The sequence below is a fragment of the Paenibacillus sp. W2I17 genome, from assembly GCF_030815985.1.
Classification (GTDB): domain Bacteria; phylum Bacillota; class Bacilli; order Paenibacillales; family Paenibacillaceae; genus Paenibacillus.
In genome coordinates this window covers 4,463,082-4,482,804 of the sequence record NZ_JAUSXM010000001.1, presented here as the reverse complement: position 1 = coordinate 4,482,804, position 19,723 = coordinate 4,463,082, and the positions used below count along the sequence as shown (strand labels likewise).

Below are 19,723 nucleotides of genomic sequence, written 5' to 3'. Positions count from 1 at the left end.
AGCCGTGCCTGATTTTGCGTCGCCTCGAATATAATGGAGGTTAACATTCATGTCGAACATGCGACCGGTACACATCCGGCTGCACAGCCGTTATGAAGGTGAAGATGTGCTGCAGGAAATGCAGGGTGAAGCCGTGTTAAAAGGGTCTGTTCTTTATGTTCGTTATGAAGAACCGCAGGTTGGACCTGAGGGAGGTACAACCCGTACAACATTGAAGCTGGGCGGACAATCCATCAAGATTATACGTCATGGTGAGGTGGAATCGGAGCAGACTTTTGAGTTGAATCGGAAGCTTCCTGGTTTCTACCGATCGCCATACATGTCGTTTGCCCTGTCCACGCATACACAGAAGCTGGAACTTTCCATTCAGGGATTGAGCGCACGCGCAGCGTGGAGCTACGACTTTTACCGCTTTGATGAAGAATCCGGACATTTCGCGATTAGTTTGCATATACAGGAGGAACCAATTTCATGACACGTAATCCACTAGATACGATTAACGAACGGGTAAGTACGGCCATCGGCAACGCCATTGTGACGGCCGGAATTGTTACGCAGGACGAATTGCCAGCCATCACATTGGAAGTGCCACGTGAGAAGACACACGGGGACTTGGCGACCAATGCTGCCATGCAGCTGACCAAGATTGCCAAGCGCAATCCGCGTCAGATTGCTGAAGAGATCATTGCCAATCTGAATCTGGCTGAAGCCGGAATCGAGAAGGCTGAGATTGCGGGCCCAGGATTCATTAACTTCAAATTGGACAAGAGTTACCTTTATCCAGTACTTGCGCTTGTGCAGGAGCAGGGTAAAGATTACGGAAGAATTAACATCGGAGAAGGACGCAAAGTCGAGATGGAGTTTGTCAGTGCCAACCCGACAGGCAGCCTGCATCTGGGCCATGCCCGTGGAGCGGCTGTAGGTGATGCACTATGTAACATCCTTGACTACGCAGGATATGATGTAACCCGTGAATACTACATTAATGATGCAGGTAATCAGGTGTTTAATCTGGCTCGTTCCATTGAAGCTCGTTATCTGCAAGAGCTGGGTCAGGATGCTGAGATGCCTGAAGACGGTTATCACGGTGAAGATATTAAAGGATTCGCCAAGCAGCTTGTTGCTGAAAAGGGTGACGAATTGCTGTCCATGCATCCGGGTGACCGTGCGGCTTATTTCCGTGACTTTGGTCTGGAGAAGGAACTGGACAAGATCAAACGTGACTTGAATCGCTTCCGTGTTAACTTTGACATCTGGTTCAGCGAAACTTCCCTGTACGACAACGGAGAAGTGTTGCGAGTACTTGATGAATTGCGTGACCGCAATGAGATCTATGAGCAAGATGGAGCAACTTGGTTGAAAACGATGCAGTACGGTGACGACAAAGAACGTGTATTGATCAAGAACGATGGCACGTATACTTACCTGACGCCAGATATTGCTTATCACCGCGACAAATATGCTCGTGGATACGACACGATGATCAACATCTGGGGTGCCGATCACCATGGATATATTCCACGGATGAAAGCGGCGATGCAAGCACTGGGTAATGACCCTGAGAAACTGGTGGTCTTGATTGCACAGATGGTGAGCTTGTTCCAGAACGGTGAAAAAGTGAAGATGTCCAAGCGTACAGGTAAAGCTGTAACGATGGAAGATCTGATGGATGAAGTCGGCATTGATGCGATCCGTTACTTCTTCACAATGCGCAGCATGGACTCCCATCTGGACTTTGACATGGACCTTGCGATTTCGACATCCAATGAGAATCCGGTATTCTACGTACAATACGCGCATGCACGTGTATGCAGCGTATACCGTCAGGCCGAAGAACAAGGTATTGAACTGCTGCCATTGGCACAGATTGACCTGTCCAAGCTGACAACAGAACACGAGTATGACCTTCTCCGCAAAATGGGAGAGCTGCCTGAGGAAATCTCGGCAGCAGCAACAGGATATGCGCCTCATCGTATCATCCGTTATGTATACGAGCTGGCATCCCTATTCCACAGCTACTACCGTGCAGAACGTGTCATTACGGAAGACGCGCAGCAAACTCAAGCACGTCTGGCACTGATCGGTGCTGTACGTACCGTTATCGCAACGGCGCTTCGTCTGGTAGGCGTAACCGCTCCTGACAAAATGTAAATTCCAGGCTCGCGGCCTGCCGCCGCTCTGCCTAAGGCAAAAAGTCTCCATGTCCACGTTGCATCTTCAACGTGGTACATGGAGACTTTTTTTGTTGTGTACCCTAGCTGAAGAAAACGAAATGCCTGGTCCAAGGCACACTAGCCTGCCCTGACATCACAGCGGGCGTAACCTAGAGTCTCAGCCGCTACGTAATACTTCCCTCGTACTGCCTGGGCCGGGCTACTGCGTTTCGCCACGAGCCTCAATCAAGTTCTGCTGACGGCTGACAGAGCTGGCTCACTCCCCGCCCTCCTGCATTAGCTTCAGGGCATCAATTTCACCACCGCGCACCTTGCTTTTTGAGGTGGTGGTCTTGCGGGCACGCAGCGGAATCGTAGAACGTTTGACGAGTGTCTTGATTTCACTAGGGGATAACCCCGGATGTTTGGAGAGCAGCAAGGCGATAGCACCACTCACATGAGACGTCGCCATGGAGGTGCCGCTCATCTCGTGATGTTTGCCTTGTACCCAAGAGGAGACAATCTTATCACCGGGTGCATAGACATCCACATATGCGCCACGATTGCTGAAGGACGCAATACGTCTGTTTTTGTCAGTTGCCCCAACAGATATGGTCTGGGGATACCGTGCAGGGTAATCAATACTGCGGCGTTTGCCGTCATTTCCTGACGAAGCAACAATGACGATTCCGGCATGGTACGCACGGTTGACAACGTCAAGAAGCGCCTTGCTGCGTGTTTTCATGCCAAAGCTCATATTGATGATATCGACCTTGTTGCGCACACACCAGTCGATGCCAAGTACAATGTCGGATACATAAGCCGATCCGTTGTGGTCAAATGCTTTCACCGGATAGATCAGGGAGCGTGGAGCTACACCAATCATGCCTGCGGTGCTGTTGGCTGCGGCGATGGTCCCCGCAATGTGGGTACCGTGTCCGTTATCATCATGAGGAAGCAGGCTGCGGTTTAACAGATTGATTCCGCGTGCCAGGGAATAACGAAGATCAGGATGATGATAATCAGCACCTGTATCAATCACACCGATTTTAATCCGGTGTCCGGTAGACACAGACCATACTTTGGGCGCCCGAATCTGCTTCACTCCCCAGGGTATGCCTTGGGCATTGCTTGGTTTGCTGTGGAGTGCGGTGGCATGGAGGGAGATGGGAACGTCAGCTTCAATCGTAATTTCATCCCCATAGCGGTATAGGTCCTCCGGGCGTTGGACTGGGGCGATAATGGAACGAGCCAGTCGCGAGGAACGGACAGCCCCAAGGTCGGTGAATTCATTCCGCATTCGGGACAATTCTACGAGACAGGCCTCGTACTGCTGCGGTTTGGCAAATCGGATCAAATATCGCCCTCCCTGTTCTGGTTCAGGGCGTCGCATTCCGTCAATCAATTGATGCAATAAACCAGTATAGTCCATAATGGGCAGCCCCCTTCGGGATGAACATGCTGAGGTATTCTATGAATGCGCTCATCCCGCCGCATGGGGAACTTGCCCTTTTTTTACAAAAACACATTCTCTTCGTGTCAAAACGGGCGCAGGGACATATGATGGATGGAGAGCTAGAGGGCTCTTGCGGGGAACCTGGTGAGGAGTAATCCTCCAAGGGTATACAGTCAGAAGGCGGAGGGGACTCCGTCTTTTTTATTATGGAGTTGTCTCTTTGACAAAGAGGATATTCTTGTGGGTTCGATGTCACTTCAAGTTTAATATGTGGACATATTGTTGCTGCTCTCCGCATTTGCGTCACATCCGTACATAAAAACTTGCTTTTTAACGCTAAATAGGTTTTACTTAGGTTTGTTAATGGATATGTTATACGTAACAGTCCAGTTCGTAGGGGTTAAAAAGTGAATTTGTGTGAGAGGAAGTGTCTGCAGTGAGTACCTCGCTCAATTTGAAAATTGATAAAGAAAAGGTAAAAGAGATCCCTTTGGTGGACCTTGCCTTTATGGTGCTGAAAGCGGCTAATACGCCGTATTACTATCGTGACTTAATGAATGAGGTAGCGAAGCAGCGCGGAATGACTGATGAAGAAATCAACGAGTTTATCGCCCAGCTATATACCGAGATTAATATCGATGGCCGTTTTGCTTGCGTCGGTACAAGTCTGTGGGGCTTAAAGCGCTGGTATCCGGTAGCTGGAACAGAAGATTCCATGACGGGTGCGAAGCGTCCGCGTATCATCAACGATGAAGACGATGATCTGGAAGATGAAGACTTCGGTGAAGAAGAAGACAGCTATAGCAGCGATGAAGACTTCGACAGCCCGAATAAGGACGAAGAAGAAGAAGAAGATGAAGACGAAGACGACATCTTTGACGAAGAAGACAGCGAAGAAGAAGTGCTGGTTGAAGATGACGATCTGGAAGATGAAGACCTCGAAGAAGACGAAGAAGAGTCCGAAAACGAGGATGAATTTGACGACGATTCTGATAATCGGTAGTCATTTTTGACGTCTATAATTTACCCGTTTCCCCGGAATAGTCAGCCTTGACAGCAGACGGGGTAACGGGTAAACTATTGCATGGGCTTATGAATGAGCGACAATATATTTATGTTTTTTATAGAAGGTGCCCCGTCCTGCGGGAGTACTTTTTTTTGTATTTTTAGAGGCATAATTTTGCAAAATGATTTTTTCCGTATGCTCCCGGCCAACATTTCGTGGCCCGTTTTTGTATATCAAAAACACCAAATGGAATGAAGGCTATCGGAATATTTGCACCATTTTTTGCTGTAGAACAACGTGTATTTAAACCGTCTTCGCAGAAAGAGCAGTTCGCAGATGCAGGGAATTTCTGCCATTGCTCTTTTTAACGATGATTACCTGGGAAACAGGTTACGATAACACCATATATCGCCTGAATTTCTGTACTTATATTAGGAGGGTAATAACAGTGACAAAGTATATTTTCGTGACGGGCGGAGTTGTGTCCTCCCTGGGCAAAGGGATTACGGCTGCTTCTCTGGGCAGATTGCTGAAAAACAGAGGGCTTAAGGTAACGATCCAGAAATTTGATCCATATATTAACATCGACCCGGGAACAATGAGTCCTTATCAGCACGGCGAGGTTTTTGTAACGGATGATGGCGCGGAAACGGATCTGGACCTTGGCCACTATGAACGTTTTATTGATATCAATCTCTCCAAAAACAGCAACGTCACGACTGGTAAAGTATACTCTTCCGTCATCAGCAAAGAGCGGCGCGGGGAATATCTGGGCGGAACGGTACAAGTTATTCCACACATTACGAACGAGATCAAAGAGCGTGTATTCCGCGCTGGACGTGAAGCGGGTTCGGATGTGGTTATTACGGAAATTGGTGGAACAGTGGGCGACATTGAGAGTTTGCCTTTCCTGGAAGCTATCCGTCAAATCAAGAGTGATGTAGGTCGCGACAATGTGATGTACATCCACGTAACACTTATTCCTTATATCAAAGCAGCTGGTGAAGTGAAAACAAAACCAACGCAACATAGTGTTAAGGAATTACGCAGCATCGGTATTCAACCGAATGTGATTGTATGCCGTACGGAGTATGAATTGTCTAAAGACATGAAAGCCAAGATCGCTCTCTTCTGCGACATTGATGAGAATGCCGTGGTTGAATGTCGTGATGCAGACACCTTGTATCAAGTACCTTTGAACCTGCGTGAAGAAGGCTTGGATGAGATCGTGGTAAATCACCTGAAACTGACTACTCCTGCACCGGATATGAGCGAGTGGGAAGGGCTGGTTGACCGGATCAACAAGTTGGAGCATACAGTTGAGATCGCTATTGTTGGTAAATATGTAGCGTTGCATGATGCATACCTGAGTGTTGTTGAGTCGTTGTCTCATGCAGGATTTGCATCCAATGCCGATGTGAAAATCCGCTGGGTTCCTTCTGAAGATATTACGGATGAGAATGTAGGCGACCTGTTGCATGGTATTGGCGGTATCCTTGTTCCTGGTGGATTCGGAGATCGTGGTATTGAAGGTAAAGTATCGGCAATCCGTTATGCTCGTGAGAAACAAATTCCGTTCTTCGGTATTTGCCTGGGTATGCAGGTTTCCGTTATTGAGTATGCACGTTCCATCGTTGGTTTGAATGGTGCGAACAGCTCCGAGATTAATCCGGCTACGGAATTCCCTGTGATCGATCTGTTGCCTGAGCAAAAAGATATCGAGAATCTGGGTGGCACGATGCGTCTGGGTCTGTATCCTTGTAAGCTTCAAGAAGGTTCTTTGGCGATGGCTTGTTATGATGACGAGCTGGTGTATGAGAGACACCGTCACCGGTATGAGTTCAACAATGAATACCGTGAAACGATCGAAAAAGCAGGACTGGTTATCTCGGGTACATCCCCGGATGGACGTCTGGTTGAGATCGTGGAACTTCCAGGACACCCATGGTTCCTGGCGGTACAATTCCATCCGGAATTCACTTCCCGTCCGAACCGTCCGCAACCATTGTTCCGTGAGTTTGTAAAAGCTTCTCTGGAGAATGCGCAGAAGTAATACGTGGTTTTAGTGTTTAACGTAATAGATATTGGGGATGTTCCTGGCAACCATAGCGGATGCCGGAACATCCTTTTTTTTTGCGTAAAAAGCAGGTGGAAATGCTTTTTGTCATTTTGTGAAGGTAGCAGGATTTTAATGGAAGAGGTAGAATACTTATCATGACGACTATGGGATAGTTATCCAGATTCGAAGATGTACATGCTTTCCTAATTCTAGGAGGTTACAGAGTGGAAGATAAAAAAGTTTTGATTGTTGATGACCAGAATGGTATTCGAATCCTGTTAATGGAAGTGTTCAGCAGTGAGGGGTATAACACGTTTCAAGCACCCAACGGCAAGGTTGCTCTGGAGATTGTGAATAATGACAAGCCTGACCTGGTATTGCTCGATATGAAGATTCCTGGAATGGACGGTCTGGAAATCCTGAAGCATATTAAAGAAATTGATCCGGGTATCAAGGTGATCATGATGACCGCTTATGGTGAACTGGACATGATTAAGGAAGCCACGGATCTCGGAGCGCTCATGCACTTTACGAAACCGTTTGATATCGACGAGATGCGAGTGGCTGTGAATATGCAACTTCGCAATGGTACCGCCAATAAATGCAGCTGAATCCTGTTGATACAGGATTTTTTTGCGTGTGGAGAACATAGAAGGTACTTGGTGGGAAAATGAGGTATTTCACTCCTTCATCCGGGGAATATTGGAAATGGGGAAGTTATAAAGCGGTGTCTATGAAAACTGTGCTGCAAAGCACAGCATTTTTGCAAATGCTTGTTTAGTATTTGACATGGGATGTGGTATAATAAGCCCGTATGTGATTTCGGCTAAAAACCATAGACACAACCCAAACCCCTAGGAGGATTGAAACCATGCCATTAGTATCTATGACAGACATGTTGAACAAAGCACTTGAAGGAAAATATGCAGTTGGTCAATACAACATCAATAACCTTGAGTGGACTCAAGCGATTCTTGGTGCTGCTGAAGAAGAGAAATCCCCAGTAATCTTGGGTGTATCCGAAGGCGCAGCACGTCACATTGGTGGCTTCTACACTGTAGTTAAAATGGTAGAAGGACTCATTCACGACATGAAAATCACTGTTCCAGTTGCAATTCACCTGGACCACGGTTCAAGCTTCGACAAGTGTAAAGAAGCGATCGACGCTGGGTTCACATCCGTAATGATCGACGGTTCCCACCACTCTATCGATGAGAACATCGAAATGACTAAAAAAGTTGTTGAATATGCACACGCTAAAGGCGTTTCTGTAGAAGCTGAAGTAGGTACTGTAGGCGGACAAGAAGACGACGTTATCGGCGGTATCATGTACGCTGACTTGAACGAGTGTATCCGTATCGTTAAAGAAACAGGTATCGATACATTGGCACCAGCTCTTGGTTCCGTACACGGTCCTTACCATGGCGAGCCCAACCTGGGCTTCAAAGAAATGGAAGAAGTTCGTGACGCGGTACAAGTTCCACTCGTATTGCACGGTGGTACAGGTATTCCTAAACACGACATCGACAAAGCCATTTCCCTGGGTACGTCCAAAATCAACGTAAACACAGAGAACCAAATTGCTTTTGCAAGAGTGGTTCGTGAAGTGCTTGCAGCTAAACCAGACGCTTACGATCCACGTACATTCATCGTACCAGGCCGTGAAGCAATTAAAGAAACCGTTAAAGGTAAAATCCGCGAGTTTGGTTCTAACAACAAAGCGTAATTTATCTTTACCAGTTCCATACTGTGAAATGGAAAAACACCGCCTAGCCGGTGTCTTTCCATTTTCACACCTTATTTCTACATCGGAAGCCAACAGCACGTATTGCCGTTCATCGGCTGCAAAACACGTAGGGGGACATTAAGCTTTATGGAAAAATTGATGATTAGTGGCGGACGTCCGTTACAGGGAACTGTAACTATAAGCGGCGCCAAGAACAGCGCCATTGCGCTTATTCCTGCAGCATTGCTTGCCGAGTCAGAAGTCGTGTTGGACAACTTGCCACTTTTGAGTGACGTGGCGGTTTATGCAGAAATTTTGGAGGAACTCGGAGCACATGTGACTTGGGAAGGCAGTCAGATGAAGATTGACCCTTCTGACATCAAATCCATTCCTATGCCGAATGGTCCCGTGAAGAAGCTTCGTGCTTCGTATTATATGATGGGTGCATTGCTAGGGCGTTTCAAAGAAGCGACCATAGGTTTACCAGGGGGCTGTAATTTTGAGCCTCGTCCAATTGATCAACATATCAAAGGGTTTGAAGCGCTTGGCGCAACCGTAACGAACGAACATGGCTCCATCCATTTGCATGCCAAAGAGCTGCGGGGAGCAAAAATCTATCTTGATGTAAGCAGTGTCGGCGCAACCATTAATATCATGCTGGCGGCTACTCGTGCCAAAGGCTCTACAATTATCGAAAACGCGGCTAAAGAGCCTGAGATTATAGATGTAGCAACACTTCTGAATTCCATGGGTGCCAGCATCAAGGGTGCAGGTACCGAAACGATCCGTATTGAAGGGGTCTCGGAGCTTAAAGGCTGCCGTCATTCCATCATTCCGGACCGTATCCAAGCAGGTACGTATATGATCGCTGCAGCGGCGACGCGCGGGGATGTTCTGATTGACAATGTGATTCCCAAACATCTGGAAGCTTTAACGGCAAAGCTGCTGGAGATGGGTGTTGGCATTGAGGAATTGGATGAAAGTATACGTGTCATTGGTAAACCAAGCTATAACCATGTGGACGTGAAGGCACTTGTATATCCTGGTTTCCCAACGGATCTACAGTCACCCATGACCAGTGTTCTGACACAGGCAACCGGTGTGAGCGTCCTGAGCGACTTTGTATACAGTAATCGATTCAAGCATGTGCCTGAGTTAGTGCGGATGGGTGCAAAGATTCGAGTAGAAGGACGGTCAGCGATTATTGAAGGCAGTGCATTAAATGCGGCCAAAGTAAAAGCATCCGATCTTCGCGCTGGAGCAGCGCTGGTGATTGCAGGTCTCACCGTTAGTGAAGGTGTGACTGAAGTAACGGGGGTCGAATATATCGACCGCGGTTATGATCATCTGGTGACTAATCTGCGCCTGCTCGGTGCAGATGTATGGCGGGAAACTGATTAATAGGAAGTATTATGCATGATTCAGTCTTACACATGTTTATTTTAACTGAACTGCATATCTTTTTGGTGATTAGGTAAACCTGTTTTAATAGAGTTCTCAGTCTCTCCGGCATAAGACGAAATGTTTCTGTTTCCTTTACCGGAGGGTCTTTTTTTGAAATAAACTTCATATGGCTGTAAGAACATCATTTCTCATCCCCAACCCCCGGTTTTGTTTGAACTGCGCTCCATAGCCGGTCTATCCGGATTGATCGCCTCAATGCATCGTTCACTCAATAGCGGATCTTGCCGAATGTTGGCCATCCCACCCGGAAACTTACACTCAAAGACAAGTATTTGCATTATAACGGTTACATTCCGTACAATGGACAGAAGAGATTGTGGCAGACGCCGCTCTCTATAGCCGGAACATCTAGCGAAACTATCCATTTCACACGGACTTATTAATTGAATAGGTGGTTATTATATGGATCTACAAATTTCCGATTTGGAAGAAATGAAACTAACGGACCTCTACAAACTGGCCAAAAAATATCAGATACCTTACTATGGTACGTTAAAAAAGAAAGAATTAATCTTTGCTATACTACGCGCACAAGCTGAACAGAGCGGCCTGATGTTCATGCAAGGCGTACTCGAGATTTTACCTGAAGGTTACGGATTTCTTCGGCCGATTAACTACTTGCCAAGTACAGAAGACATCTACATCTCAGCTTCTCAGATTCGCAAGTTTGACCTAAGAACAGGTGACCTCGTATCAGGTAAGTGTAGAACGCCTAAGGAAAACGAGAGATACTTCGGTTTGTTGCAAGTCAACGCTGTAAATGGTGAGAATCCATCGGCGGCTGCAGAGCGACTTCACTTCCCGGCACTAACCCCACTGTATCCGCAGAAAAAACTGGTTCTCGAAACATCCCCCAACCATTTGTCCACACGAATTATGGATGTGCTCGCCCCGGTAGGATTGGGACAGCGCGGATTGATCGTAGCACCTCCCAAAGCGGGTAAAACGCTTCTCCTCAAAGAAATTGCCAACAGCATCTCAACTAACAATCCTGAAATTGAACTGTTTGTCCTGTTGATTGACGAACGTCCAGAGGAAGTAACGGATATGTCGCGTTCGGTAAAAGGGGAAGTTGTGGCTTCAACATTTGATGAACTGCCTGAGAATCATATCAAGGTGGCGGAATTGGTGCTTGAACGTGCGCTTCGTTTGGTTGAGGCTAAAAAGGATGTCGTTATCCTGCTGGATAGCATTACACGTCTTGCCCGTGCATATAACCTGGTTATTCCACCATCCGGTCGTACGCTTAGTGGTGGTATTGACCCAGCTGCATTCCATCGTCCGAAACGTTTCTTCGGTTCTGCCCGGAATGTGGAGGAAGGCGGAAGCTTGACGATCCTGGCAACGGCATTAATTGATACCGGATCACGTATGGATGACGTCATTTATGAAGAGTTTAAGGGTACAGGTAACATGGAGCTCCATCTGGACCGTCGTCTGGCAGAGCGCCGCATATTCCCGGCGATCGATATTCGTCGTTCGGGTACACGTCGTGAAGAAGTGTTGCTCAGCAAGGAAGAGTTGGATACAATCTGGGCAATTCGTAAAAACATGAATGATTCCCATGACTTTGTAGAAGGATTCCTGAAAAAACTTCGTAACAGCAAGACAAATGCAGAGTTTTTGGCGGCATTTGATTCGGCTGGTAATAGCCCGACAAGCAATTCGGGTACAACAACAACCCGTCGCTCACCTAGACAGACAGCAACGTCAGGTACATCGACGTAAGTGTCGTTCGACTAATCACTTTCTTTTTGCAGCATTGCTGTGAATGTTACAATACACTCGTCGTTAGGTTTAACCCATTAGATGTGAGGAGAACATCATGTATTTAGTATACGCAGATGAAAAAGGTAATGTATTTGATCATCCTTCCCTGTACGGGCTTGCCCGCAGTGGAGATATGATCGTTGAGATTATGGAAGACGAACTCATCCCTTTGCCAGAGGGTGCAACGTTGGTTGGACTCCCGAGTACCCGGCCGATTGGTATGGACCCGGACACAGGTGAGATGCTTCCAATGCCAACGGACACACAGGCTGTAGGTGCTTTGCTTCCACAGGGATTCACTCGTTTGTGTCTCCCTGGTTATGTGAAGACGGATAAAGAGTATAAATTGCCGTTATTCGGCTATTCCGCAGTAGTTTGGAAAGATGGCGGTTTCTATGTCACGGCTGCGAAGTCAGATAGTCCTGACCAATGGAATCCGCTCAACTGTGATCGTGACGATGTGCGTTCCGGGGTTAAACGATTGACAGAGCAATACCCCGAGAACCGTCTCTACACCCATCTATCCAACTGTGCGCTTGGATATGAATGCCTAACTTCATCGAACACGTTCCTGAATCGTTGGGAAGGTGGAGTGCCGGTATCCTATTCATGCAATGCGGGCTGTTTCGGGTGTATCTCCGAGCAACCGGATGATAGCGGCTTTGTTTCCCCGCAGACACGTATGAACTTCCGACCACGTGTGGATGAGATTGTGGAGGTTATGCTGGAACACCTGAAGACGCCGGAGTCCATCATTAGTTTTGGACAAGGTTGTGAAGGGGAGCCTTCCACGCAGGCCAAGCTGATTATTGAAGCGATTCGCGAAGTGCGTTCCGTAACGGACATGGGGTATATCAACATTAATACCAATGCTGGTCTGAATGACCACATTAGAGGTATTGTAGATGCTGGATTGGATCTGATGCGCGTAAGTACAATTAGTGCACTGGATGACCACTATAACGCCTACTATAAACCGCGTGGTTATACCTTAGCCAATGTTGAGAAATCAATGAAATACGCAGCGCAGCAGGGTGTATATACGTCCATTAACTATCTGATCTTCCCAGGCGTAACAGATCGTGAAGAAGAGATTGAGGCGATGATTGAGTTTGCGAGAAGAACCGATCTACGCTTGATTCAGATGCGTAATCTCAATATTGATCCGGAGAGCTATCTGGAATTAATTCCTCCTGCTCAAGGTGATATCTTGGGTATGAAGCAGATGATTGAGATTTTTGAAGACGAGTTGCCTGATGTTGTGATCGGATCGTACACCCATGTTCCACCAGCTGGAATGGCACGTCCAAAACGGTTGATTACCTCTTAACAATAATGGATTGCAACAGGCACAAGGCCGTGTTATAATCTCAGGGTTGTGCCATTTACTCTGGGTCCGCTTGAGGCTCAGGGCGGAAAGAGGTGAAAGGTAATGAAAGAAGCAATTCATCCTAATTACACGATTGGTCAAGTATCTTGCGCTTGCGGGAATACTTTTGAGACAGGTTCGGTTAAAGACGGACTTCGTGTAGAGATTTGCTCCGCGTGCCACCCGTTCTTCACAGGTAAACAGAAGTTTATCGATGCTGGCGGCCGTGTTGATCGTTTCAAAAAGAAATACGGAATTTAATTGGACAATTCTTGGAGTTGTCTGCTAATTGCATCCAACACACCCCTGCTGATCTGGCAGGGGTTTTTATATGTTATATGTAAGCAAAGTCGCATTCGCGTTCCTCTGGTTGCAATTTGGATAACCTTACGTTATACTATTTCTTACCGTGCTAGATGGGGAGGTAGCGGTGCCCTGTAACTCGCAATCCGCTATAGCGAGGTTGAATTCCTGCTAGAGGTTTTGCCGATGTGAGGTTTGGTCCCTAAACGTGGTGTTGACGGTTGGGTCCTCCGCAATGAGTACTCATGAACCTGGTCAGGTCCGGAAGGAAGCAGCCATAAGTGAGATCACTCTTGTGCCGGAGGGTTGCCTAGCCCGAGCTATTGTTCAGGGGTGCCACTTGGATCGCAAATATCGATAGCAGGTGCACGGCTTACCTTTTAAATGTAGAGACCTTTGCAGTAGTATGTATGCAGAGGTCTTTTTGATATGTCTTAATAAACCGCATGAATGAGTCAGATAAAGTTTGGATTCACCCTAGAATATAGTATAATAGGGGAACGACAAAGGACTCGAATGCGAAGTGGAAGGAAGGTAACGCATCATGGAGCATATCGCGTTATACCGGGCTTGGCGTCCCCAGTCGTTTCAAGATATGGTGGGGCAACAGCATATTATTCAGACCTTGCAGAACGCGATTCGTGAACAGCGGACTTCCCATGCCTACTTATTTAGCGGGCCCAGAGGAACGGGAAAGACAAGTGCCGCCAAGATTTTGGCCAAAGCTGTGAACTGCGAACGTGGGCCTGCGCCTGAACCTTGTAACGAGTGTGAAGCTTGCCGCAGAATTACGACTGGCGCTGTGATGGATGTGCAGGAGATTGACGCTGCATCCAATCGGGGCGTTGAGGAAATCCGTGATCTTCGGGAAAAGGTTAAATATGCGCCAACCGAAGTCCGGCAGAAAGTCTATATTATTGATGAAGTGCACATGCTGACAACGGAGGCATTCAATGCTTTGCTCAAAACATTGGAAGAGCCACCACCACATGTGATGTTTATTTTGGCAACAACGGAACCACACCGCCTTCCGGCTACCATTATATCGCGCTGTCAGCGATTTGATTTTCGCCGGGTATCCCTGGAAGAACAGACAGCAAGACTTACACTGATCTGTGAACAGGAAGGCATGGAAGCTGACCAGGATGCGCTCCAATACATTGCCCGTTTATCGGACGGTGGAATGAGGGATGCGCTTAGTGTGCTGGATCAGATCTCTTCATTTACGGATGGACGAGTAACGTACCAGCAGGTTATGGACATGACGGGTGGAATTGCTTCAGAGCAATTTGCCAAACTGGCTGCTTCGCTGCTCAAAGGTGATGTTGGTCATATTTTGCAGATGATTGAAGGTTTCATGCATGAAGGAAAGAGTGCAGACAAGTGTATGGAGAATTTGCTGTATTATTTCCGTGATTTGCTTATGATTAAGATGGTACCTAATGCAGATAAACTGACGGACCGGGTACTTAATCCGGAATCTTTCCGTGATATGGCGGAGTCATTCACCAGGGAACAACTGTTCCACATGATAGACACCCTTAATCGGTACCAGAGTGAAATGAAATATGCAGTACAACCACAGACATTATTCGAAGTTGCATTGCTTAAACTGTGTAGTATTCCAGCTCAAGGTGAGGCTTCTGTTCAGGTGGGAGCTTCAGCTCATGCAGCACCTGCCGATGGGGGAGAGATCAACCGCTTGAAGCAGCAGCTTGCTGAGTTGGAGCAGAAGTTGGATCGTGCACTGAAAAGTGGTTTGTCTGGTGGAGAAGGTGCATCGAGTGCTCCATCTCGTCCGGCAACAAGGGCCCCTGTATCGAGAGGCAACTCGCCTGCGAAGCTTCCTGCACAGTTGGATCAGTATGTTGCGCGCAAGGGAGCCCCTGAGTTCGCAGAGATCAGCAAAAAATGGAGTCAGATCCTGCAACGAGTGAAGGAAGAGCGGGTTACCGTTCACGCCTGGTTTGTGGATGGTGAGCCGGTATCATTGCTTGAGGACAATGTGTTGGTTGCTTTTAAAAACAACATTCACCGTGAAACAACGGAGAAGCAGGCTAACCGTGAAGTCATTGAGCGGGTGTTGTCCGAACAGCTTGGGCGTCCTGCACGATTGGTGACGATGATGCTCAAAGATTGGACCGGAGCAATGGAGGGAGCTTCTGAAGCGCCAAAGGAGGACTTTAAGCTTGAACCTGAGCATGAAGACGGCGGTTCAGGCAACAAGCAGCCTTGGATTGATGAAGCCATCCAGCTCTTTGGTGAGGACCTTGTAGTGATCAAAGAATAATGCGCATAGCGCGATAACCATAACAAAGGAGATGAACAATTATGAACAACATGAACCAAATGATGAAACAAGTGAAGAAAATGCAGGAGCAAATGCTGAAAGCACAAGAGGAACTGGCGGACAAAACAGTCCAAGGTACTTCTGGTGGCGGTGTAGTGACGGCTGAAGTTAACGGACACAAGAAATTGCTTGCTATCACGATCAAACCTGAGGCGGTAGATCCGGAAGATGTTGAAATGTTGCAGGATCTCGTTATGACAGCTGTTAATGACGCAATGGCCAAAGCTGATGAGATTGCCAACAAGGATATGGGCAAGTTCACAGGCGGCATGAATATTCCGGGATTATTTTAATTAAAAAATTGATCCTGTCAAAGGAGACACAATCGATTGTATTATCCCGAACCAATAGCCAAGCTGATTGATGCCTTCACCCGGTTGCCGGGTGTAGGTCCCAAGACGGCAGCGCGTTTAGCTTTTCATGTGCTTAACATGAAGGAAGATGACGTTATCGATTTTGCCAAAGCGCTCGTAAGTGTGAAGCGTAATCTTCATTACTGTTCTGTATGTTGTAATATCACTGATACGGACCCGTGTCGCATCTGTCAGGATAAGTCCAGGGATGTCTCTGTAATCTGTGTAGTTCAGGATTCGAAAGATCTGGTGGCCATGGAGCGCACCAAGGAATTCGATGGGTACTATCATGTGTTACAGGGCGCGATTTCACCTATGGAGGGAATTGGCCCAGACGATATTCGTTTGAAGGAACTCCTAGTTCGATTAAGTGATGAACGTATAAAAGAGATCATCTTGGCAACGAACCCCAACATTGAGGGTGAGGCTACAGCGATGTATATCTCCCGCTTGGTGCGTCCGTTTGAGATCAGTGTGACCCGGATTGCGCATGGATTGCCTGTAGGCGGCGATCTTGAGTATGCGGATGAAGTGACCCTTTCCAAAGCGTTGGAAGGGCGCAGGGAGATGCGTTAGTGTGATCAATTTGTATTACGCAGCGAACTTCCTTGGAAACTTCGGATGCTAAATAAGTTTCGATGTGCAAAGAGAGCCTTAGGGCTCTCTTTTTTTTGTGAAGAAAATGAGTGCCTGAGTTCTAAGTTTGTCCTTTCCCTGATAAGTATGAGAATATGCTGTGCTGATCAGGAGGGGGAGAGTTTATGTTTTTGTGGCGAAATACACGGAACTCGGTAGAGAAACACAACAGAATGTTGAAGGAACTTGAGGCGGATCAGATCTATGCAGATATTCAGATGGCTAAGCAGGAATGGGAACGGGCTATGAGACAGTTTGAAGATGCACAGGGGCAGGATGAGATTGATTATGCCATTTATGTATTGGAGGCAGCTGAGCGGAAGTACCAGATCCACTTGAGAAGAGCAAAGCGAGCCAGAGCTAATGATGATGTTACATCACAGCGAGGGGTTAGTATGTAGAGTCACGTTTACATTAAACACGGAGGTGTAACATATGAAGAGTATCATACTGGGAAGTGTATTGGTTATATCGTTACTGGGGCTTATCGTTATTTTATTCAGAAAGCGGATAGGGTTATCGTTTTTCACGTCATTTGGAATTCATCTGGTGCTGGCTGCAGTAGGGATATATATCGTGAATTATTCCGGCTGGATTACAGGAACCTACATCCCGCTGAACCCTGCAACGATAGGGACTGTAACTGTTTTGGGATTGCCAGGTGTGGGGTTACTATTAGGGCTGAAAATTTCTTTGTTCGGATAGTTGACTCGCAGGATATTTATATGGTACATTATATCTCGTTGCTTTGCTTGCTTGGTTAGATGCTTTAGATGAAATGAAGGAGTTCATTACGAACTTCGAAAAAGAATTTCAAAAAAACACTTGACCAAAACAAACGAAGTATGATATATTATAAAAGTCGCCGCTGAGAGAAAATGGTGACGAAAAAACAAGTTTGATCTTTGAAAACTGAACAACGAGTGAGTAAACATTCTGCTTGCAGAATGAACGCGAAAGTTGGAAACAAGCCTTGGCTTGAATCGGCTGGAGCACAAATGAGATTTTTAATCTCGTCAGATTCAAAATGAGCTTATCGCTCTTTTCAATACTTTATTGGAGAGTTTGATCCTGGCTCAGGACGAACGCTGGCGGCATGCCTAATACATGCAAGTCGAGCGGACTTGAAGAGAAGCTTGCTTCTCTGATGGTTAGCGGCGGACGGGTGAGTAACACGTAGGCAACCTGCCCTCAAGTTTGGGACAACTACCGGAAACGGTAGCTAATACCGAATAGTTGTTTTCTTCGCCTGAAGGAAACTGGAAAGACGGAGCGATCTGTCACTTGGGGATGGGCCTGCGGCGCATTAGCTTGTTGGTGAGGTAACGGCTCACCAAGGCGACGATGCGTAGCCGACCTGAGAGGGTGATCGGCCACACTGGGACTGAGACACGGCCCAGACTCCTACGGGAGGCAGCAGTAGGGAATCTTCCGCAATGGGCGAAAGCCTGACGGAGCAATGCCGCGTGAGTGATGAAGGTTTTCGGATCGTAAAGCTCTGTTGCCAGGGAAGAACGCTTGGGAGAGTAACTGCTCTCAAGGTGACGGTACCTGAGAAGAAAGCCCCGGCTAACTACGTGCCAGCAGCCGCGGTAATACGTAGGGGGCAAGCGTTGTCCGGAATTATTGGGCGTAAAGCGCGCGCAGGCGGTCATTTAAGTCTGGTGTTTAATCCCGGGGCTCAACCCCGGATCGCACTGGAAACTGGGTGACTTGAGTGCAGAAGAGGAGAGTGGAATTCCACGTGTAGCGGTGAAATGCGTAGATATGTGGAGGAACACCAGTGGCGAAGGCGACTCTCTGGGCTGTAACTGACGCTGAGGCGCGAAAGCGTGGGGAGCAAACAGGATTAGATACCCTGGTAGTCCACGCCGTAAACGATGAGTGCTAGGTGTTAGGGGTTTCGATACCCTTGGTGCCGAAGTTAACACATTAAGCACTCCGCCTGGGGAGTACGGTCGCAAGACTGAAACTCAAAGGAATTGACGGGGACCCGCACAAGCAGTGGAGTATGTGGTTTAATTCGAAGCAACGCGAAGAACCTTACCAGGTCTTGACATCTGAATGACCGGTGCAGAGATGTACCTTTTCTTCGGAACATTCAAGACAGGTGGTGCATGGTTGTCGTCAGCTCGTGTCGTGAGATGTTGGGTTAAGTCCCGCAACGAGCGCAACCCTTATATTTAGTTGCCAGCATTTCGGATGGGCACTCTAGATAGACTGCCGGTGACAAACCGGAGGAAGGTGGGGATGACGTCAAATCATCATGCCCCTTATGACCTGGGCTACACACGTACTACAATGGCCGGTACAACGGGCTGCGAAATCGCGAGATGGAGCCAATCCCAACAAAGCCGGTCTCAGTTCGGATTGCAGGCTGCAACTCGCCTGCATGAAGTCGGAATTGCTAGTAATCGCGGATCAGCATGCCGCGGTGAATACGTTCCCGGGTCTTGTACACACCGCCCGTCACACCACGAGAGTTTATAACACCCGAAGTCGGTGGGGTAACCGCAAGGAGCCAGCCGCCGAAGGTGGGATAGATGATTGGGGTGAAGTCGTAACAAGGTAGCCGTATCGGAAGGTGCGGCTGGATCACCTCCTTTCTATGGAGAATCGTTTCCTGCAACGGAAACATTCAAATATAAAATCTAGCCAGGTCGGCTAGTTACTCACTCGTTGCTCAGTTTTGAGAGCTCAAACTCTCAAACGTTTGGTGGCGATAGCGAAGGGGTTCCACACGTTCCCATCCCGAACACGACCGTTAAGCCCTTCAGCGTCAATGGTACTTGGACCGCAGGGTCCTGGGAGAGTAGAACGCCGCCAAGCGTAACCCATTTTGGGTTCAAATAGTATATGTAATGTGGGCCCTTAGCTCAGTTGGTTAGAGCGCACCTCTGATAAGGGTGAGGCCGGTGGTTCGAGTCCACCAGGGCCCACCATCTATACCTTTAAACTTTATATGGGGCCATAGCTCAGCTGGGAGAGCGCCTGCCTTGCAAGCAGGAGGTCAGCGGTTCGATCCCGCTTGGCTCCACCAAAAATGCTTTACAAGTTTGTTCTTTGAAAACTAGATAT

General features: G+C 47.6%; 16 protein-coding genes, 2 tRNA genes, 2 rRNA genes and 1 other RNA gene. 20 read left to right on the top strand and 1 reads right to left on the bottom strand.

Going from position 1 to position 19,723, the window contains the following annotated elements:
- Nucleotides 1-49: 49 nt before the first annotated feature.
- Complete coding sequence (locus QF041_RS20120; RefSeq protein WP_017691299.1) at nucleotides 50-475, top strand: YwiB family protein; 426 nt, start codon at nucleotides 50-52, stop codon at nucleotides 473-475.
- Entirely contained in the window at nucleotides 472-2,151 is a 1,680-nt protein-coding gene (gene argS, locus QF041_RS20115) for an arginine--tRNA ligase (RefSeq protein WP_249913826.1), read from the top strand. The genes QF041_RS20120 and argS overlap by 4 nt, the downstream gene beginning before the upstream one ends.
- Before the next feature lie 279 nt (nucleotides 2,152-2,430).
- Here the strand turns inward: argS and QF041_RS20110 are convergent, their stop codons facing one another.
- On the bottom strand, nucleotides 2,431-3,585 hold the full coding sequence (locus QF041_RS20110; RefSeq protein WP_307415437.1) for a S8 family peptidase: 1,155 nt from the start codon (nucleotides 3,583-3,585) through the stop codon (nucleotides 2,431-2,433).
- A 460-nt stretch (nucleotides 3,586-4,045) separates the two neighbouring features.
- Between QF041_RS20110 and rpoE the strand changes: the two genes are divergently transcribed.
- From rpoE to QF041_RS20020, 18 genes are all read left to right on the top strand, one after another.
- Complete coding sequence (rpoE, locus tag QF041_RS20105; RefSeq protein ID WP_307415436.1) at nucleotides 4,046-4,612, top strand: DNA-directed RNA polymerase subunit delta; 567 nt, start codon at nucleotides 4,046-4,048, stop codon at nucleotides 4,610-4,612.
- A 451-nt stretch (nucleotides 4,613-5,063) separates the two neighbouring features.
- Nucleotides 5,064-6,668, top strand: a complete 1,605-nt coding sequence (locus QF041_RS20100; RefSeq protein ID WP_076217010.1) for a CTP synthase — start codon at nucleotides 5,064-5,066, stop codon at nucleotides 6,666-6,668.
- Nucleotides 6,669-6,898: 230 nt separating this feature from the next.
- Nucleotides 6,899-7,285 (top strand): response regulator, encoded by a 387-nt coding sequence (locus tag QF041_RS20095; RefSeq protein WP_017691292.1) that lies wholly within the window; start codon nucleotides 6,899-6,901, stop codon nucleotides 7,283-7,285.
- 260 nt (nucleotides 7,286-7,545) lie between these two features.
- Entirely contained in the window at nucleotides 7,546-8,400 is an 855-nt protein-coding gene (fba, locus tag QF041_RS20090) for a class II fructose-1,6-bisphosphate aldolase (protein WP_036607263.1), read from the top strand.
- Between the two features lie 147 nt (nucleotides 8,401-8,547).
- On the top strand, nucleotides 8,548-9,801 hold the full coding sequence (locus QF041_RS20085) for a UDP-N-acetylglucosamine 1-carboxyvinyltransferase (protein WP_036607261.1): 1,254 nt from the start codon (nucleotides 8,548-8,550) through the stop codon (nucleotides 9,799-9,801).
- A 465-nt stretch (nucleotides 9,802-10,266) separates the two neighbouring features.
- A complete protein-coding gene (gene rho, locus QF041_RS20080; RefSeq protein WP_036607258.1) occupies nucleotides 10,267-11,592 on the top strand; it encodes a transcription termination factor Rho in 1,326 nt (441 codons plus the stop codon).
- A gap of 97 nt (nucleotides 11,593-11,689) precedes the next feature.
- On the top strand, nucleotides 11,690-12,964 hold the full coding sequence (locus QF041_RS20075) for a radical SAM family protein (protein WP_091039190.1): 1,275 nt from the start codon (nucleotides 11,690-11,692) through the stop codon (nucleotides 12,962-12,964).
- A gap of 102 nt (nucleotides 12,965-13,066) precedes the next feature.
- Nucleotides 13,067-13,264, top strand: a complete 198-nt coding sequence (gene rpmE, locus QF041_RS20070) for a 50S ribosomal protein L31 (protein WP_036607255.1) — start codon at nucleotides 13,067-13,069, stop codon at nucleotides 13,262-13,264.
- 146 nt (nucleotides 13,265-13,410) lie between these two features.
- Nucleotides 13,411-13,678: signal recognition particle sRNA large type (gene ffs / locus QF041_RS20065), an RNA gene on the top strand.
- A gap of 172 nt (nucleotides 13,679-13,850) precedes the next feature.
- Nucleotides 13,851-15,596 (top strand): DNA polymerase III subunit gamma/tau, encoded by a 1,746-nt coding sequence (dnaX, locus tag QF041_RS20060; protein WP_307415435.1) that lies wholly within the window; start codon nucleotides 13,851-13,853, stop codon nucleotides 15,594-15,596.
- A 41-nt stretch (nucleotides 15,597-15,637) separates the two neighbouring features.
- The gene (locus QF041_RS20055; RefSeq protein ID WP_036607248.1) at nucleotides 15,638-15,949 is read left to right on the top strand and encodes a YbaB/EbfC family nucleoid-associated protein; all 312 of its coding nucleotides are present in this window, start codon (nucleotides 15,638-15,640) and stop codon (nucleotides 15,947-15,949) included.
- 36 nt (nucleotides 15,950-15,985) lie between these two features.
- Nucleotides 15,986-16,585: a recombination mediator RecR gene (gene recR / locus QF041_RS20050; protein ID WP_036607246.1), complete on the top strand. Its 600-nt coding sequence runs from the start codon at nucleotides 15,986-15,988 to the stop codon at nucleotides 16,583-16,585.
- Between the two features lie 233 nt (nucleotides 16,586-16,818).
- Nucleotides 16,819-17,046, top strand: a complete 228-nt coding sequence (locus QF041_RS20045) for a DUF2508 family protein (protein ID WP_051447031.1) — start codon at nucleotides 16,819-16,821, stop codon at nucleotides 17,044-17,046.
- Between the two features lie 34 nt (nucleotides 17,047-17,080).
- Nucleotides 17,081-17,350 carry a pro-sigmaK processing inhibitor BofA family protein gene (locus QF041_RS20040; protein WP_036607241.1) on the top strand — a complete coding sequence of 90 codons (270 nt, stop codon included), beginning with the start codon at nucleotides 17,081-17,083 and terminating at the stop codon, nucleotides 17,348-17,350.
- A gap of 348 nt (nucleotides 17,351-17,698) precedes the next feature.
- Nucleotides 17,699-19,251 (top strand): 16S ribosomal RNA (locus QF041_RS20035).
- A gap of 106 nt (nucleotides 19,252-19,357) precedes the next feature.
- Nucleotides 19,358-19,474, top strand: a 5S ribosomal RNA gene (gene rrf / locus QF041_RS20030).
- Nucleotides 19,475-19,510: 36 nt separating this feature from the next.
- Nucleotides 19,511-19,587 (top strand) — tRNA-Ile (locus QF041_RS20025).
- A 22-nt stretch (nucleotides 19,588-19,609) separates the two neighbouring features.
- Nucleotides 19,610-19,685 (top strand) — tRNA-Ala (locus QF041_RS20020).
- Nucleotides 19,686-19,723: the final 38 nt, after the last annotated feature.

Bases quoted from the DNA above. Each gene is read 5' to 3' on its own strand.
- rho (WP_036607258.1), top strand. From the start codon at position 10,267: ATGGATCTACAAATTTCCGATTTGGAAGAAATGAAACTAACGGACCTC.
- fba (WP_036607263.1), top strand. From the start codon at position 7,546: ATGCCATTAGTATCTATGACAGACATGTTGAACAAAGCACTTGAAGGA.
- rpmE (WP_036607255.1), top strand. From the start codon at position 13,067: ATGAAAGAAGCAATTCATCCTAATTACACGATTGGTCAAGTATCTTGC.
- QF041_RS20040 (WP_036607241.1), top strand. From the start codon at position 17,081: ATGAAGAGTATCATACTGGGAAGTGTATTGGTTATATCGTTACTGGGG.
- QF041_RS20045 (WP_051447031.1), top strand. From the start codon at position 16,819: ATGTTGAAGGAACTTGAGGCGGATCAGATCTATGCAGATATTCAGATG.
- dnaX (WP_307415435.1), top strand. From the start codon at position 13,851: ATGGAGCATATCGCGTTATACCGGGCTTGGCGTCCCCAGTCGTTTCAA.
- QF041_RS20120 (WP_017691299.1), top strand. From the start codon at position 50: ATGTCGAACATGCGACCGGTACACATCCGGCTGCACAGCCGTTATGAA.
- QF041_RS20075 (WP_091039190.1), top strand. From the start codon at position 11,690: ATGTATTTAGTATACGCAGATGAAAAAGGTAATGTATTTGATCATCCT.
- QF041_RS20055 (WP_036607248.1), top strand. From the start codon at position 15,638: ATGAACAACATGAACCAAATGATGAAACAAGTGAAGAAAATGCAGGAG.
- QF041_RS20085 (WP_036607261.1), top strand. From the start codon at position 8,548: ATGGAAAAATTGATGATTAGTGGCGGACGTCCGTTACAGGGAACTGTA.
- QF041_RS20110 (WP_307415437.1), bottom strand. From the start codon at position 3,585: ATGGACTATACTGGTTTATTGCATCAATTGATTGACGGAATGCGACGC.
- argS (WP_249913826.1), top strand. From the start codon at position 472: ATGACACGTAATCCACTAGATACGATTAACGAACGGGTAAGTACGGCC.